This is a genomic window from Streptomyces sp. NPDC050422, assembly GCF_044458665.1.
Lineage (GTDB): Bacteria > Actinomycetota > Actinomycetes > Streptomycetales > Streptomycetaceae > Streptomyces.
Window position 1 is genome coordinate 69,485 of record NZ_JBITIE010000001.1, and the last position, 15,763, is coordinate 85,247.

The 15,763-nt window shown below is 71.2% G+C and carries 13 protein-coding genes and 1 riboswitch; of the genes, 8 read left to right on the forward strand and 5 right to left on the reverse strand.

Going from position 1 to position 15,763, the window contains the following annotated elements; all coding sequences use genetic code 11:
• Positions 1–51 precede the first annotated feature (51 nt).
• Entirely contained in the window at positions 52–435 is a 384-nt protein-coding gene (locus ACIBJG_RS00295; protein WP_399302321.1) for a winged helix-turn-helix transcriptional regulator, read from the forward strand.
• A gap of 16 nt (positions 436–451) precedes the next feature.
• On the opposite strand, the gene ACIBJG_RS00300 is transcribed toward ACIBJG_RS00295, so the two are convergent.
• Both ACIBJG_RS00300 and ACIBJG_RS00305 read right to left on the reverse strand, forming a co-directional pair.
• The gene (locus ACIBJG_RS00300) at positions 452–1,132 is read right to left on the reverse strand and encodes a response regulator (protein WP_399302323.1); all 681 of its coding nucleotides are present in this window, start codon (positions 1,130–1,132) and stop codon (positions 452–454) included.
• Positions 1,129–2,775 carry an ATP-binding protein gene (locus ACIBJG_RS00305; RefSeq protein WP_399302325.1) on the reverse strand — a complete coding sequence of 549 codons (1,647 nt, stop codon included), beginning with the start codon at positions 2,773–2,775 and terminating at the stop codon, positions 1,129–1,131. The genes ACIBJG_RS00300 and ACIBJG_RS00305 overlap by 4 nt, the downstream gene beginning before the upstream one ends.
• A 97-nt stretch (positions 2,776–2,872) precedes the next feature.
• On the opposite strand from ACIBJG_RS00305, the gene ACIBJG_RS00310 reads away from it, so the two are divergent.
• Positions 2,873–3,892, forward strand: a complete 1,020-nt coding sequence (locus ACIBJG_RS00310; protein WP_399302327.1) for a LacI family DNA-binding transcriptional regulator — start codon at positions 2,873–2,875, stop codon at positions 3,890–3,892.
• Positions 3,893–3,921: 29 nt separating this feature from the next.
• Here ACIBJG_RS00310 and ACIBJG_RS00315 read toward each other — a convergent pair whose 3' ends face one another.
• The gene (locus tag ACIBJG_RS00315; protein WP_399302329.1) at positions 3,922–5,211 is read right to left on the reverse strand and encodes a citrate/2-methylcitrate synthase; all 1,290 of its coding nucleotides are present in this window, start codon (positions 5,209–5,211) and stop codon (positions 3,922–3,924) included.
• Positions 5,212–5,360: 149 nt separating this feature from the next.
• Here ACIBJG_RS00315 and ACIBJG_RS00320 point away from each other — a divergent pair, with 149 nt between their 5' ends.
• Both ACIBJG_RS00320 and ACIBJG_RS00325 read left to right on the forward strand, forming a co-directional pair.
• Positions 5,361–6,518, forward strand: a complete 1,158-nt coding sequence (locus ACIBJG_RS00320; RefSeq protein ID WP_399303252.1) for a citrate synthase — start codon at positions 5,361–5,363, stop codon at positions 6,516–6,518.
• Positions 6,519–6,537: 19 nt separating this feature from the next.
• Positions 6,538–7,653, forward strand: coding sequence for a CobW family GTP-binding protein (locus ACIBJG_RS00325; RefSeq protein ID WP_399302331.1), 1,116 nt, complete (start codon positions 6,538–6,540; stop codon positions 7,651–7,653).
• Between the two features lie 15 nt (positions 7,654–7,668).
• Here the strand turns inward: ACIBJG_RS00325 and ACIBJG_RS00330 are convergent, their stop codons facing one another.
• Positions 7,669–10,119, reverse strand: a complete 2,451-nt coding sequence (locus ACIBJG_RS00330) for a DNA topoisomerase (ATP-hydrolyzing) subunit A (protein ID WP_399302333.1) — start codon at positions 10,117–10,119, stop codon at positions 7,669–7,671.
• A gap of 247 nt (positions 10,120–10,366) precedes the next feature.
• Between ACIBJG_RS00330 and ACIBJG_RS00335 the strand changes: the two genes are divergently transcribed.
• From ACIBJG_RS00335 to ACIBJG_RS00350, 4 genes are all read left to right on the forward strand, one after another.
• Entirely contained in the window at positions 10,367–11,734 is a 1,368-nt protein-coding gene (locus ACIBJG_RS00335) for a M16 family metallopeptidase (RefSeq protein ID WP_399302335.1), read from the forward strand.
• A gap of 26 nt (positions 11,735–11,760) precedes the next feature.
• The gene (locus ACIBJG_RS00340) at positions 11,761–13,143 is read left to right on the forward strand and encodes a M16 family metallopeptidase (RefSeq protein WP_399303254.1); all 1,383 of its coding nucleotides are present in this window, start codon (positions 11,761–11,763) and stop codon (positions 13,141–13,143) included.
• Positions 13,144–13,383: 240 nt separating this feature from the next.
• A riboswitch (cyclic di-AMP (ydaO/yuaA leader) is annotated at positions 13,384–13,552 on the forward strand.
• Positions 13,553–13,565: 13 nt separating this feature from the next.
• A complete protein-coding gene (locus tag ACIBJG_RS00345) occupies positions 13,566–14,393 on the forward strand; it encodes a M23 family metallopeptidase (protein ID WP_399302337.1) in 828 nt (275 codons plus the stop codon).
• A 228-nt stretch (positions 14,394–14,621) separates the two neighbouring features.
• On the forward strand, positions 14,622–15,299 hold the full coding sequence (locus tag ACIBJG_RS00350; RefSeq protein ID WP_399302339.1) for a GntR family transcriptional regulator: 678 nt from the start codon (positions 14,622–14,624) through the stop codon (positions 15,297–15,299).
• A gap of 180 nt (positions 15,300–15,479) precedes the next feature.
• Here the strand turns inward: ACIBJG_RS00350 and ACIBJG_RS00355 are convergent, their stop codons facing one another.
• Complete coding sequence (locus ACIBJG_RS00355) at positions 15,480–15,761, reverse strand: HPr family phosphocarrier protein (protein WP_123462851.1); 282 nt, start codon at positions 15,759–15,761, stop codon at positions 15,480–15,482.
• Positions 15,762–15,763 lie beyond the last annotated feature (2 nt).

Consider the following 15,763-nt stretch of genomic DNA (forward strand, 5'->3'; position numbering starts at 1 on the left):
TCGGAAGGCTTACAAAGGCACACGGGTGTGCGTGGCGAACAAGGGACGCCGATGTCGAAGTACCGCCACAGCTGCCTCATCCGCGGCGACGGAGGCCGGGCGATCCGCGGAATCCTGGATCGCATCGGCGACAAGTGGACCCTGCTGGTCGTCGCCACCCTCGACGGCGAACGCATGCGCTTCACCGAGCTCCAGCAGCGCGTCCCCGGCATCTCGCAGCGCATGCTCACCCGCACGGTCCGGCACCTGGAGCGCGACGGCCTGGTGTCCCGCACCGTGTTTCCCGAGGTCCCGCCGCGGGTCGAGTACGAACTCACCGCGAGGGGCCGCACGCTGATCGAGCCCGCCGTGAAGCTGGCGGAGTGGGCCGTCGACAACAACTCCGGCATCGAGCTGAGCCAGAGCGTCTACGACTCGGAGCATCCCAAGACGTAGGGCCCGGACGCCACGGTCATCGGCTCCCGGCAACCCACGCATAACGGTGTTCGGGGCGCCCCGTCTCGCCGTACCGCAGGGTCAGCCGGACGCGTCCGGACCGTTCCAGCAGCTTCAGATAGCGCTGGGCCGTCTGCCGGCTCATCCCGGCGCTCTCCGCGATCTCCTGCGCGGAGAGCGGGCCGCCGGCGTCGCGGAGCGCGTCGCGGACGAGTTCGGCCGTCGTGGCCGAGTGCCCCTTGGGCAGATCGGGCTCGCCCGCCGCCCACAGGGCGCCGAACAGCCGGTCCACCTCCCCCTGCTCGGCCTCGCCGCCGTTCTCCAAGGTGCGGCGCAGCACGGCGTACGCCTCCAGTTTGGTCCGCAGCCCCGCATACGTGAACGGCTTCACCAGGTACTGGAGCGCGCCCTGACGCATGGCCTCCTGGACCGTGGCGACGTCGCGCGCAGCCGTCACCATGATCACGTCGGTGCGGTGGCCTAGGCTGCGCAGCTCCCGCACCACGTCCAGCCCGCTGCGGTCGGGCATGTAGTGATCCAGCAGGATCAGGTCCACCGGGCCGCTTTCGACCGCGGCCAGCGCGTCGGCGGCGCAGTGCGCCTGCGCGGCCACGCGGAAGCCGGGCACCTTCGAGACGTACGCCGCGTTGATCCGTGCGACACGGACGTCGTCGTCGACGACCAGGACCTCGATCACTGCGCCGCACCCGCCTTGTCGGATTCCGCTTCGGTCATGGCATCGGGGAGTACGACGGTGAACGCGGCCCCGCCCTCGTCCGCCGTGTCCACCGCCACGCTGCCGCCCTGCCGCTCGGCCAGCCGCCGCACCAGCGCGAGCCCGAGGCCGCGCTTGCCGTGCGCCGGAAGTTCCTTGGTCGACCAGCCCTCCGTGAAGATCGAGTCACGCTCTCCGGGCGGGACGCCGGGGCCGCTGTCGCGGACCCGCAGCACCACCGTACGGCCCTCGGCGCGCAGACCCACCTCGATCAGGGCGCCCTTCGATCCGGTGGCCGCGTCCGATGCGTTGTCGACCAGGTTGCCGACGATCGTCACCAGCCCCCGCGGGTCGACGAGCCGGTCCGGAAGCAGGCTGCCGGGCGCCATGCGCAGGGCCACACCGCGCTCCGCCGCGACCGTCGCCTTGCCGACCAGCAGCGCGGCGAGCAGCGGGTCACGGACCTTCTCGGTGATCTGTTCCGCGGTGGCCCGGTGGACGCCGACGACCTCGGTGACGAACTCCCTCGCGTCCTCGTGCAGCTCCAGCTCCAGCAGGCCGAGGAGGGTGTGCAGCCGGTTGGCGTGCTCGTGGTCCTGGGCGCGCAGGGCGTCGATCAGCCCGCGGGTGGAGTCGAGCTCGCGGCCGAGGTGTTCGAGCTCCGTGCGGTCGCGAAGGGTGACGACGGCACCTCCGTCGGCCGTCGGCATACGGTTGGCGAGCAGCACCCGGCTGCCGCGCACGGTCAGCAGGTCCTCGCCCGCCACGTCGCCGGCCAGCACATCGGTGGTCCGCCCGGTGCCGAACACCTCGGCCAGCGGACGGCCGGACGCCTCGGGCCCGACCCCGAGCAGTCGTTGAGCCTCGTCGTTCAGAAGGCGGATGCGGCCGCTGCGGTCGAGCGCGACGACCCCCTCGCGGATGCTGTGCAGCATCGCCTCGCGCTCCGTCAGCAGCGCGGCGATGTCGGAGAAGGCGAGGTCGTGGGTCTGCCGTTGCAGGCGCCGGGAGATCAGATAGGCGGCGAGCGCCCCCACCGCGAGCGCCCCGCCCGCGTAGGCGAACAGGCCGGGTATCGCCGCGAGGAGCCGGGCGCGGACGTTGTCGTACGCGATGCCGACGGAGACCGCACCGGCGATGTGCCCGGACCCGTCGCGCAACGGAACCTTGCCCCGGGCCGAGCGTCCGAGTGTGCCGCTGTCGATCTCCATCACGTCCCGGCCCGCGAGCGCCTTTCCTGGGTCGGTGGACACGATCCGCCCGATCCGGGCACGGTCCGGATGCGACCAGCGCACCCCGTGGCGGTCCATCACGACGACGTACTCGGCTCCTGTGGCTCGCCTGATCCGCTCCGCGGCGCTCTGGACAGGGCCCCGGGGCGCCGGGTCCGTGGTGAGCAGCGCCTCGGCGATCTGTGGCTGGGCGGCCGTGCTCTGTGCGATGGCCAGAGCCCGGCGCATCGCCTGGTCGTCCAGTTGTGCGCTGAGGGGTGCCAGAAAGAGCCCGGTGGCGAGTACGGTGACGCCGGTGGCGATGGCCAGCTGCATCAGCAGTACCTGCGAGAAGACCCGCCGGGGCCATCCGAGCCGGCGCGGCCTCCTGGGCGGGGGCGGTGGGGCGCTCATCTCAGAGACGGTAGAGGGCATTCCGGTGCTTTCCGAAATTCGTCTCGTTTCCAGATCCACGCAATCCGCTTGCGCTTCTTGCGCTAATCTTGCGCACATGACGCGACGACTTGCTCAGGTGGCACAGAAGGTTGGAGTCAGCGAGGCCACGGTCAGCCGGGTACTCAACGGCAAGCCGGGTGTCTCCGACGCCACGCGGCAGGCCGTCCTGTCCGCGCTGGACGTCCTCGGCTACGAGCGCCCGACCCAACTGCGCGGTGAACGGGCCCGTCTGGTGGGGCTGGTCCTGCCCGAGCTGCAGAACCCGATCTTCCCCGCCTTCGCCGAGGTGGTCGGCGGTGCGCTCGCGCAGCAGGGCCTCACTCCCGTCCTGTGCACCCAGACCAAGGGCGGGGTTTCCGAGGCGGACTACGTCGAGCTGCTTCTGCAGCAGCAGGTCTCGGGCGTGGTGTTCGCCGGTGGCCTCTACGCCCAGGCCGACGCCCCGCACGATCACTACAAGGTGCTCGCCGACCGGAAGATCCCCGTCGTCCTGATCAACGCGGCCATCGCCCATCTCGGCTTCCCGTGCGTCTCGTGCGACGACTCCGTGGCCGTCGAGCAGGCCTGGCGCCACCTTGTCTCGCTGGGCCACGAACGCATCGGTCTGGTGCTCGGGCCCTCGGACCACATGCCCTCGCAGCGCAAGCTGACCGCCGCCCGGGCGCTCGCCGAGGCGTCGGGCGCGAGCATCCCGGACGAGTGGGTGGCCAGGGCGATGTTCTCGCTGGAGGGCGGGCAGGCGGCCGCCACGCGGCTGCTGGACCAGGGGGTCACCGGATTCATCTGCGCCAGTGACCCACTTGCTCTGGGGGCGGTCCGGGCGGCCCGCCGCCGGGGCCTTTCGGTGCCCCAGGACGTATCCGTCGTGGGCTACGACGACTCGGCGTTCATGAACTGCACCGAGCCGCCGCTCACCACCGTCCGTCAGCCGATCGAGGCCATGGGCAGGGCCGCCGTCGAGCTGCTCTCCGTGCAGATCGGCGGCCGTGCGGTGCCGTCCGACGAGCTGCTCTTCGAGCCGGAGCTGGTGGTACGGGGCTCGACGGCACGGCCTCCGCGCAACGCTTCCCGCTGAGCGTCGTGATTTTGCGCCACGAGGAGCGTCTATTGCGATACGGCGGTGGGTAGCGGCTGGGGCGGCTGGGGGCCGGTGTACTGACCGCTGGGGCGCATCCGCAGCGGGCGCTCCCCGTACTCCTCCAGCGCGTGCGCGATCCAGCCCGCTGTGCGGGAGATCGCGAACACCGTCTCGCCCGCTTCCACGGCCATGCCCGAGGAGACGGACAGTACGGCGAGCGCCAGATCCACATTGGCGTGCAGGGGGGCGTGCCGGGCGGTCGTGGCGACGACGTCGCGGGCGGCTGCCAGCGCGGGCGCGGCCCGCGGGACCTCGGTCAGCAGCTCGAACAGGGTGCGGGCCCGGGGGTCCTCGCCCGGGTACAGCCGGTGGCCGAGCCCCGGTACCCGGCGCCCGGTACGCAGATGGTCCGCGACCACCGGAGCCGCCCCGCCCCGCTCCAGGACCTCGGCCAGCATGCGGTGCGCCAGCCCGCTCGCGGCGCCGTGCAGGGGGCCCTCCAGCACCCCGAGCCCCGCCGAGACCACGGCGTACGGATGGGCGCGGGCGGAGGCGGCGACCCGCGCCGCCAAAGTGGAGGCGGCCAGATCGTGGTCGATCAGCAGCCCCAGCGCCGTGTCCAGTACGGCCAGCGACGCCTCGTCGGCCGGGCGGCCGGTGAGTTTCGGCCAGAGTTGACGTGCGAGGCCGGCGGGCGCGGCCCCTTCCGCCGCCTCCCCGCCGCCCTCCGCGACCGCCGGCAGCGCGGCCGCCAGCGTCGGGATCAGGCTCCGGGCGCCACCGAGCACCGCCTCGCGCGACAGGTCGAAGCGGAGCGGATCTGCGGCCGCCGCCGCGACGACCGCCACGCGCAGCCGGTCCGTCGAGCCGCAGTGCGGCGGCAGCGCGCCGACCGCCCGGCGGGCCGCGGCGAGCGCATCGGCCGGTGCCGTGAAGCGGATGCCGGGCCGCAGCTCCCCGGTCCAGAGCCACTCCGCGACCTCTTCGTACGCGAAGTGCCGGGCCAGCTCCGTGGCGTCCACGCCCCGGAAGAAGTACCGGTCGCTCTCGATGAGCGTGATGCCGGTGGGGAACGACAGCGCGCCGGCCGGGGCGGTGGGCTCCCTTCGCCCTGTGCGCCGCGCCAGGGCCTCGACCTCCGCCGCGTCGAACGTGCTGCCACGCCCGCCCGAGGCGCGATTGCTGCTGAGCTGGCCCCGGCTCACGTACGCGTACACCGTCTCGGGCTTCACTCCCAGGCGTTCCGCCGCCTCCCGGGTGGTGAGCCGCTGCGCCGGGGGCTCGCCGAAGCCGGTCGCGCCTGCTTGATCCGTCATGCTGTCCACCGTATCCATATTGATTCAATCAACATTGACAGAACTCAAGTCAAGCATGGACAGTCAAATCAATGTCAACAGTCGCCGGAATGTCCACGAAATGTGCGTCCACCGGCCTGTCCGTCACCGCACTGTCCATGGAGGAAGCAATGACGACCACCACCACAGCGCCGCTCGACGTCCCCCGGGGCCTCGCGGGTGTCGTCGTCACCGATACCGCACTCGGTGACGTCCGGGGCCGCGAGGGCTTCTATCACTACCGGCAGTACTCGGCGATCGAGCTCGCGCAGACCCGCAGCTTCGAGGACGTCTGGTACCTGATGACCGAGGGTGAGCTGCCCGGCCCGGCTGCCCGCGCCGACTTCGCCGCCCGTACGGCAGGGCTGCGCCGCCTGCCCGCCGAGGTCCGCGACGCCCTGCCCGCCATAGCCCGTGCGGGCGCCGCGGCCGGCCCCCTCGCGGGGCTGCGCACGGCACTCTCCCTGCTCGGCGCCTCGGCCGGCTTCCTGCCGGTGTACGACATCGACGCGGACCGGCGCCGCAGCGACGCCCTGGTCGCCTGCGCCGCCGTCCCCACCGTGCTGACCGCCCTGCACCGGCTCGGCCGGGGCCTCGAACCGGTGGAACCGCGCGACGACCTGCCGTACGCGGCCAACTACCTCTACATGCTGACCGGTTCCGTACCGGACGCCGACCGGGTCAGGGCCGTCGAGCAGTATCTGATCTCCACCGTCGACCACGGCTTCAACGCCTCCACGTTCACCGGCCGCGTCGTGGCCTCCACCGGCGCGGACATCGCCGCCTGCCTGGTGGCCGCCGTCGGCGCGCTCTCCGGGCCGCTGCACGGCGGTGCGCCCAGCCGCGCCCTCGACACGCTGGATGCCATCGGCACCCCCGACCGCATCGACGGCTGGATCCGCGAGCGGGTGCTGGCCGGCGACCGGATCATGGGCTTCGGACACCCGGTCTACCGCACCGAGGACCCGCGGTCCCGCATGCTGCGGTCCATCGCCCAGAGCTTCGGCGGCCCGCTCGTGGACTTCGCCGTCGAGGTGGAACGGCAGGTCGAGGCGATCCTCGCCGAACTCAAGCCGGGGCGCGAACTGCACACCAACGTGGAGTTCTACGCCGGAGTGGTCATGGAGCTGTGCGGGCTGCCCCGCCAGATGTTCACCCCGACCTTCTGCGCGGCGCGGGTCGTCGGCTGGAGCGCCAATATCCTGGAGCAGGCGGAGGACTCGAAGATCATCCGCCCGGCGGCCCGCTACATCGGTCCGCCCCCGCCCCAGCCGGTCCCGGCAGTCTGATACCGCAGGAAGGCCCCCGTTGAACGCGTCGCCCCCGCCCCGCATCCGGCAGATCCCCGTCATCGTCCTCGCGGGATTCCTCGGATCCGGCAAGACGACGCTGCTCAACCATCTCCTGCGCCATCGCGCGGGGAACCGCATCGGCGTGATCGTCAACGACTTCGGGTCCATCGAGATCGACGCCATGACCGTCTCCGGGCAGGTCGGCTCGACCGTCTCGCTGGGCGGCGGCTGTCTGTGCTGCGCGGTCGACGCGAGCGAACTGGACACCTACCTGGAGACCCTGACCCGGCCCGCCGCCCGCCTCGACGTGATCGTCATCGAGGCGAGCGGGCTCGCGGAACCCCAGGAACTCGTCCGGATGCTCCTGGCCAGCGACAACCCGCACATCCTGTACGGGGGACTGGTCGAGGTGGTCGACGCCGCCGAGTTCGGGGCGACCCGGGAGCGCCACCCGGAGATCGACCGGCACCTCGCCGTCGCCGACCTCGTCGTGCTGAACAAGACGGACCGGGCCGGTGAGGAGGAGCGGGCGCGCATCCGCGAGGCCGTCGCGGCGACCGGCAGCACGGCGGCCGTCATCCCCGCCACGTACGGACGCATTGATCCGGAGCTGCTCTTCGACCCGGCGCTGCGGCCCGACGGCGAGGAGAAGGCGCGGCAGCTCACCTTCGAGGACCTCTACCTGGAGGAGCGCGCGCCGGAGACGGGTGAGGAGCACGGAGGTCACCTGCACACGGCGTACGAGAGCATCGACTTCACCTCCGACGTGCCGATGGACCCCCGCCGGCTGATGGAGTTCCTCGACTCCCGGCCCGAGGGCCTCTACCGGATCAAGGGCTACGTCGACTTCGGCACGGGCGACGCGGACCACGCGTACGCGGTGCACGCCGTCGGCAGGTTCCTGCGGTTCGCCCCCAGGCCCTGGACACGTGGCGAGGCGCCCCTGACCCGGCTCGTGCTGATCGGCTCCGGTATCGACGCACAGGCCCTGCGCAAGGAACTGGCAGGCTGTCGCGCACCGGGGGAGCCGTCAGGGGAGCCGTCGCGGGAAACGGCGCAGGACGCCGCACATGAGCGATCCATGTGGGGCGTCCTGCGGTACGTGCGACAGCCCGGCGACGACGAGACGTGACGCCGGGCCGGCTGCCTACACGGGGCCGGCGATCACCGCGACCGGGCTCTCCAGCGGCGTCCCCGAACCGTCGCGCCGCGGATCGGGCTCGGGCAGCGAGGCCGGCGTGCCGTTCTTCTGCGCGGCCCTGGCCGGCGTCGCACCCGCCCAGGCGAACACCAGCACGTCCTCGCCCTTCAGGAACCGCTGGCAGCGCACCCCGCCGGTGGCCCGGCCCTTGCGCGGGTACTGGTCGAACGGCGTGAGCTTGCACGTCAGCACCGAATCGTCCAGCGTGCCGTGCGAACCCGCGACCGTGAACACCATGGCGTCCACCGCCGGATCCACCGCGGCGAACGAGAGCACCTCCGTGCCCTCCGTGAGCTTGACGCCCGCCATACCGCCGGCCGGACGCCCCTGCGGACGCACCTGCGCCGCCGGATACCGCAGCAACTGCGCGTCCGAGGTGATGAAGACCAGGTCCTCCTCGCCCGTCCGCAGCTCCGCCGCGCCGACGATCCGGTCACCGTCCTTGAGGCTGATGACCTCCAGTTCGTCCTTGTTCGCGGGATAGTCGGGCACCACGCGCTTCACGACGCCCTGCAGGGTGCCGATCGCCAGCCCGGGCGAGGACTCGTCGAGCGTGGTGAGGCAGACGACCTCCTCGTCCGCCTCCAGCGTGAGGAACTCCCCGACCATGGCCCCGCCCGACAGGTTGGGCGCCGCATGGGTGTCCGGCAACTGGGGCAGATCGATCACCGCGAGCCGCAACAGCCGCCCGGTCGACGTCACCACGCCAACATCACCGCGCGCCGTGGCCGGCACCGCCGACACGATCACGTCGTGCTTGGCGCGCTTGGCGTCCTCGGCGAAGACGATCGGGTCGTCGTTGGCCGTACGTGCCAGCAGACCGGTCGAGGACAGCAGCACCCGGCACGGGTCGTCCGCGACCTCCAGCGGCACCGAGGCGACCTGCGAACCGGCCGACTCCAGCAGGACCGTGCGCCGGTCGGTGCCGAACTTCTTCGCGACCACGGCCAGTTCCGTGGAGACGAGCTTGCGCAGCTCGGTGTCCGACTCGAGGATCGCGGTCAGCTCGGCGATCTCGGCGTCGAGCCGGTCGCGCTCGCTCTCCAGCTCGATCCGGTCGAACCGGGTCAGCCGGCGCAGCGGCGTGTCCAGGATGTACTGGGTCTGGATCTCGCTCAGCGAGAAGTGCTCGATGAGCCGCTCCTTGGCCTGGGCCGAGTTGTCGCTGGAGCGGATGAGGCGGATGACCTCGTCGATGTCGATCAGGGCGATCAGGAGGCCCTCGACCAGGTGCAGCCGGTTGCGGCGCTTGGTCCGCCGGAACTCGCTGCGCCGGCGCACCACGTCGAAGCGGTGGTCGAGGTAGACCTCGAGGAGCTCCTTGAGACCCAGCGTGAGCGGCTGTCCGTCGACCAGTGCCACGTTGTTGATGCCGAAGGACTCCTCCATCGGCGTCAGCTTGTAGAGCTGCTCCAGCACGGCCTCGGGGACGAACCCGTTCTTGATCTCGATGACCAGACGCAGTCCGTGCGAACGGTCGGTGAGGTCCTTGACGTCGGCGATGCCCTGGAGCTTCTTCGCCGAGACCAGGTCCTTGATCTTGGCAATCACCTTCTCCGGGCCGACGGTGAAGGGCAGTTCGGTGACGACCAGGCCCTTGCGGCGCGGAGTGACGTTCTCCACGGTGACCGTGGAGCGGATCTTGAACGAGCCGCGGCCGGCCGCGTAGGCGTCCTTGATGCCGCCGAGGCCCACGATCCGCCCGCCGGTCGGCAGGTCGGGACCGGGGACGAACCGCATCAGGGTCTCCAGGTCCGCGCCCGGATGCTTGATCAGATGCCGGGCGGCGGCGATGACCTCGCCCAGGTTGTGCGGCGGCATGTTGGTCGCCATGCCGACGGCGATCCCGGTCGCGCCGTTGACCAGGAGGTTCGGGTAGGCAGCCGGCAGAACGACCGGCTCCTGCTCCTGGCCGTCGTAGTTCGACTGGAAGGCGACGGTTTCCTCGTCGATCGACTCCGTCATCAGCGACGTCGCGTCGGCCATCCGGCACTCGGTGTACCGCATGGCGGCCGGCGGGTCGTCGTTGCCGAGCGAGCCGAAGTTCCCGTGCCCGTCGACGAGGGGTAGCCGCATGGAGAACGGCTGCGCCATCCGCACCAGCGCGTCGTAGATCGACGCGTCGCCGTGCGGGTGCAACTTACCCATGACCTCGCCGACCACGCGGGCGCACTTCACGAAGCCGCGGTCCGGGCGCAGGCCCATCTCGTTCATCTGGTACACGATGCGGCGGTGCACCGGCTTCATGCCGTCACGGGCGTCCGGCAGGGCCCGTGAGTAGATCACCGAGTACGCGTACTCGAGGAAGGAGCCCTGCATTTCGTCGACGACGTCGATGTCGAGGATCTTCTCCTCGAAGTCGACCGGCGGCGGGGTCTTCGTGCTGCGGCGGGCCATCGCTGCTGCGACTCCTTCACGGATTCTGTTCGGGCAACCTCAGGTTCTGACGCGCACCATTGTGGACCGCCCCACTGACAACGCGGACCTCGACCCGTCCCAAAGGGCGTTCTCCACCCGTCCCGAGGCGGTCGGAACCCTCTTTCCCGCTAACTTACGCGGCACGGGAACTTCGCCAGGTGCCGGTGCGCTTGCTTACAGTGGCAGGTCTCGCAGTAAAACCAGTATCGCGATCGAAGGGACGTACATGCCCATGGGTCACACGGCCACAGCCCAGGCCGGCTCCGGCGGCTTGACAGCGACCGAGCACCGTCTGGCCAACGGCCTGCGCGTGGTGCTCTCCGAGGACCATCTGACCCCGGTCGCCGCGGTGTGCCTCTGGTACGACGTCGGTTCGCGCCACGAGGTCAAGGGACGCACCGGTCTGGCTCACCTCTTCGAGCACCTGATGTTCCAGGGCTCCGGCCAGGTCAAGGGGAACGGACACTTCGAGCTGGTGCAGGGCGCAGGCGGCTCCCTCAACGGGACCACCAGCTTCGAGCGGACCAACTACTTCGAGACGATGCCGACGCACCAGCTGGAGCTGGCCCTGTGGCTCGAGGCCGACCGGATGGGCTCACTGCTCGCCGCGCTCGACGAGGAGTCCATGGAGAACCAGCGCGACGTCGTCAAGAACGAGCGCCGCCAGCGCTACGACAACGTCCCGTACGGCACCGCGTTCGAGCGGCTGACGGCGCTCGCGTACCCGGAGGGCCATCCGTACCACCACACCCCGATCGGCTCCATGGCCGACCTGGACGCCGCGACACTCGAGGACGCGCGGACCTTCTTCCGTACGTACTACGCGCCCAACAACGCGGTGCTCTCCGTCGTCGGTGACATCGACCCCGAGCAGACGCTCGCCTGGATCGAGAAGTACTTCGGCACCATCCCCTCGCACGACGGCAAGCAGCCGCCGCGGGACGGCGCGCTGCCCGAGATCATCGGCGGCCAGCTGCGCGAGGAGGTCCGCGAGGAGGTCCCGGCGCGTGCGCTGATGGCCGCCTACCGGCTGCCGCACGACGGCACCCGCGAGTGCGACGCCGCGGACCTCGCGCTGACCGTCCTGGGCGGTGGCGAGTCGTCCCGGCTGCACAACCGCCTGGTCCGCCGCGACCGGACGGCCGTCGCGGCCGGATTCGGGCTGCTGCGGCTCGCGGGGGCGCCCTCGCTAGGCTGGCTGGACGTCAAGACGTCCGGTGGCGTCGAGGTGGCGCAGATCGAGACCGCGGTCGACGAGGAGCTGTCCCGGTTCGCCGAGGAGGGCCCCACGCCCGAGGAAATGGAGCGCGCTCAGGCCCAGTTGGAGCGCGAGTGGCTGGACCGTCTCGGTACCGTCTCGGGCCGCGCCGACGAACTGTGCCGGTTCGCCGTGCTGTTCGGTGACCCGCAGCTCGCCCTGACCGCCGTGCACCGCGTGCTCGACGTGACCGCGGAGGAGGTCAAGGCGGCCGCCAGGGCCCAGCTGCGGCCCGACAACCGGGCGGTGCTGGTCTACGAGCCGGTCGAACCCGCCGCCGAAGAGGCGGACGAAGCCGCCACCGACACCGACGCGCACGAAGGAGCGGACAAGTGACCGACGCTGCCGCGACTGGAGTTTCGATGGAGTACCACCCCCAGCCCGCCCCCGGCGTGGCCAGGCCCTGGGCCTTCCCCGCGCCCGAGCGCGGCTCTCTGCCCAACGGCCTCACGGTGCTGCGCTGCCACCGCCCCGGCCAGCAGGTCGTCGCGGTCGAGATCTTCCTCGACGCACCGCTGGACGCCGAGCCCGAGGGCCTGGACGGGGTCGCCACGATCATGTCGCGCGCCCTGTCCGAGGGCACCGACAAGCACAGCGCCGAGGAGTTCGCCGCCGAGCTCGAGCGCTGCGGCGCCACCCTGGACGCCGACGCCGATCACCCCGGCGTCCGGGTCTCCCTGGAGGTTCCGGCCTCCCGGCTGGCCAAGGCCCTCGGCCTGGTCGCCGAGGCGCTGCGGGCACCGGCCTTCGCCGACAGCGAGATCGAGCGGCTGGTGGGCAACCGCCTGGACGAGATCCCGCACGAGCAGGCCAACCCGGCCCGGCGTGCCGCCAAGCAGCTCTCCAAGGAGCTCTTCCCGGCCACGGCCCGTATGTCGCGGCCGCGCAAGGGCACCGAGAAGACCGTGGCCCGGATCGACTCCGCGGCCGTGCGTGAGTTCTACGACGCCCACGTGCGCCCGTCCACCGCGACCGCCGTGGTCGTCGGTGACCTCACGGGCATCGATCTGGATGCCCTGCTCGCCGACACCGTCGGTGACTGGTCGGGCAACACCGCCGAGTCCCGCCCCGTTCCGCCGATCACCGCCGACGACACCGGCCGTGTGGTGATCGTCGACCGTCCCGGCGCGGTGCAGACGCAGCTGCTGATCGGCCGCATCGGCGCCGACCGGCACGACAGCGTCTGGCCGGCCCAGGTGCTGGGCACCTACTGCCTGGGTGGCACGCTCACCTCCCGGCTCGACCGGGTGCTGCGCGAGGAGAAGGGCTACACCTACGGCGTGCGGGCCTTCGCCCAGGTGCTGCGCTCCTCGGCCCCGGACTCCGCCTCCGGGGCGACGGGCGCCGCGATGATCGCCATCAGCGGTTCCGTGGACACGGAGTCCACCGGCCCGGCGCTGGAGGACCTGTGGAAGGTCCTGCGGACCCTGGCGGCCGAAGGGCTGACGGACGCCGAGCGCGAGACGGCCGTGCAGAACCTCGTGGGTGTCGCCCCGCTGAAGTTCGAGACGGCGGCCTCCGTCGCGGGAACCCTCGCCGACCAGGTCGAACAGCATCTCCCGGACGACTACCAGGCGCACCTCTACGCGCGCCTCGCCGACACCGGCACGGTGGAGGCGACGGCGGCCGTGGTCAACGCCTTCCCGGCGGACCGGCTGGTCACGGTGCTGGTCGGGGACGCCGCGCAGATCGCCGACCCGGTCCGGGCGCTCGGCATCGGTGAGGTGTCGGTCGTCACCGGCTGAGCCGAGCGGCCACTTCGCCCGATACCGGGGCAAGCGGAAGAGTGCGCGGAAGCGTGGACGGAAGGTCCTGGCGGAGTGGCATCCACCAGGACCTTCCGTTTTGCCTGCTTTGTGGGAGAGGTTGCCTGTCTGCCCTGTGGGATGCGCGACAAAACGGCCTGTCCGTTTGGTGGGGGGAAGTGCCCCGGCTTAGCGTCGGCCCGGCTGTCCGTCACTCGTATGCCGCATCCGCGACGTACCGGGCAGTCATCGCCGAGTCCCCGTCAGGCGTGAGCCCGGGGAGCCGGGGACCCACGCAGTCCCTGGGGTGAATCGGATGCCGGTGCCTCGTACGAGGCGCAGGGATCCGTAGGAGACCTTCCTGCTCCGAACCCGTCAGCTAACCCGGTAGGCGAGAAGGAAGGAAAGGAACCAGCCACTTCATGGCGTTCACCCGTGCCACCGGGAAGCACCGTGCCCCGGGCCGTCTGACGCGCAGCGGCGCGAAGGCCGTCGGCGTCGCGACCCTGGCCACCACCGGCGTCATCGGCGGACTGGCATCCCCGGCCCTCGCCGCGGACACCGAGACCCCCGCCGCCGGCGAGACCGGCCTCACCCAGGTCATCGCCATCCAGAACGTCCTCGCCGACCGGATCGACGCACAGGCGGCCGCGCAGCAGCACCAGGCCGACGTCGCCGAGAAGAAGGCCAAGGACGAGGCCGAGGCCGAGAAGAAGGCCGAGGCGAGGAAGATGGCGGCCGCGAAGGCCGAGGCCGCAGCGAAGGCGAAGGCCGCCGCCCGCGCCGAGGAGGCCCGCGAGAGCGCCGCCCGCGCGGCCCGTTCCGCCGAGCGCGCCCGGCTCGGCTCCTTCCAGCTCCCCGTCGCCGGTTCGTACGTGAGCACCGGCTACGAGTCCAGTGGCTCGCTCTGGTCCTCCGGCAGCCACTCCGGCATCGACTTCCACGCGGCGTCCGGCAGCTCCGTCGTCGCCGTCGGCGCCGGTACGGTCGTCGAGGCCGGCTGGGGCGGCGCGTACGGCAACAACATCGTGCTGCGGATGACGGACGGCACGTATACCCAGTACGGCCACCTCTCCTCGATCGGCGTGTCCGTCGGCCAGAGCGTCGCCGTAGGCGAGCAGATCGGCCTCTCCGGCTCCACCGGCAACACGACCGGCCCGCACCTCCACTTCGAGGCCCGCACCACGCCCTCGTACGGCTCCGACATGGACCCGGTCGCCTATCTGCGCGCCCACGGCGTCTCGGTCTGACCGATCCGAAGCCCGTTCGGCGAAGGCCCTGGCATCATGCCGGGGCCTTCGCCGTGTCCGATCCGCACCGGTCCGCGAGGCTCCGCACCCGTCGTGCCCGAAGGGCCCCGGGCCAAAAGATATTCATGAATTTCCACCCGCCGTCGGAAATGCGACCGCATTGCAATAGAGTCGCAGGACAGGCGTCGATCGGCCGTGTTTCACGGGGATTAAGGCGGAGGTTCGGACATGCGCATTCCGGCGCATTCGGTATGCACGGCAATCCGTGAAGACATCGTCTCGGGTGTCTTCGAACGCGGCAGCCGACTCACCGAGGAGGTGCTCGCACGTCGTTACGGGGTCTCCCGTGTCCCGGTACGGGAAGCGCTGCGCACCCTGGAGTCCGAGGGGTTCGTGGTCACCCGCAGGCACGCCGGAGCCTGCGTCGCCGAGCCCACCGAGCAGGAGGCCGCCGACCTCCTGGAGGTCCGGACGCTGCTGGAGCCGCTGGGCGCGGCCCGGGCGGCCCATCGCCGTACGGACGCACACCTCAAGGTGCTGCGCGGCCTGGTCAGGCTCGGCCAGGAGCGCGCCCGCCGGGGCGAGGGCGAGGACCTGCGCTCCCTGGGCGCATGGTTCCACGAGACGCTCGCACAGGCATCCGGCAGTCCCGGCCTGATCGCGCTGCTCACCCAGCTGCGGCACAAGACCGCCTGGATGTACGCGATCGAGCATCCGGTCCGTCCGGCCGACTCCTGGGCCGAGCACGGGGCCATCGTGGATGCCGTGGCGCGCGGTGACGCGGAGAGGGCGAGGTCCCTGACCGCCCAGCACGCGGAGCGGGCCACCGCCGCGTACCGGCTGCGCCACCCCGGTCGGGTGAGAACTTCGCAACATGCCGTAAACACCCCGAGCGGCCGGCATTAACAATTGCGCCGTATACAAAGAAGAGGAATTCAGCCGGGTCTTCTTCCTGCTGCCCGAATTCATCTCTGCGGAGCCGTTCGGCGACCCCTGTCGCTTTACGGAACACAAAAGAGCCGCGGCTCCCGGTCAAGGGTGCCGCGGCTCTTTCGCAGGAATTCCCGCGGTCGTGACCTGTCGGGATCAGACGGTCTCCGGAAGCTCGTCGAGCCCCTCGGCGACCAGCTTGGACAGACGGTCCAGAGCGGCTTCGGCGTTGTCCGCCTCGGAGGCGAGCACGATCTCCTCGCCGCCCTGCGCGCCGAGACCGAGCACCGCGAGCATGGAGGCCGCGTTCACCGGGTTGCCGTCGGCCTTGGCGATGGTCACGGGGATGCCGGAAGCCGTGGCGGCACGGACGAAGATGGAAGCGGGGCGGGCGTGCAGGCCCTCGGCCCAACCGACGTTGACGCGGCGCTCAGCCATGG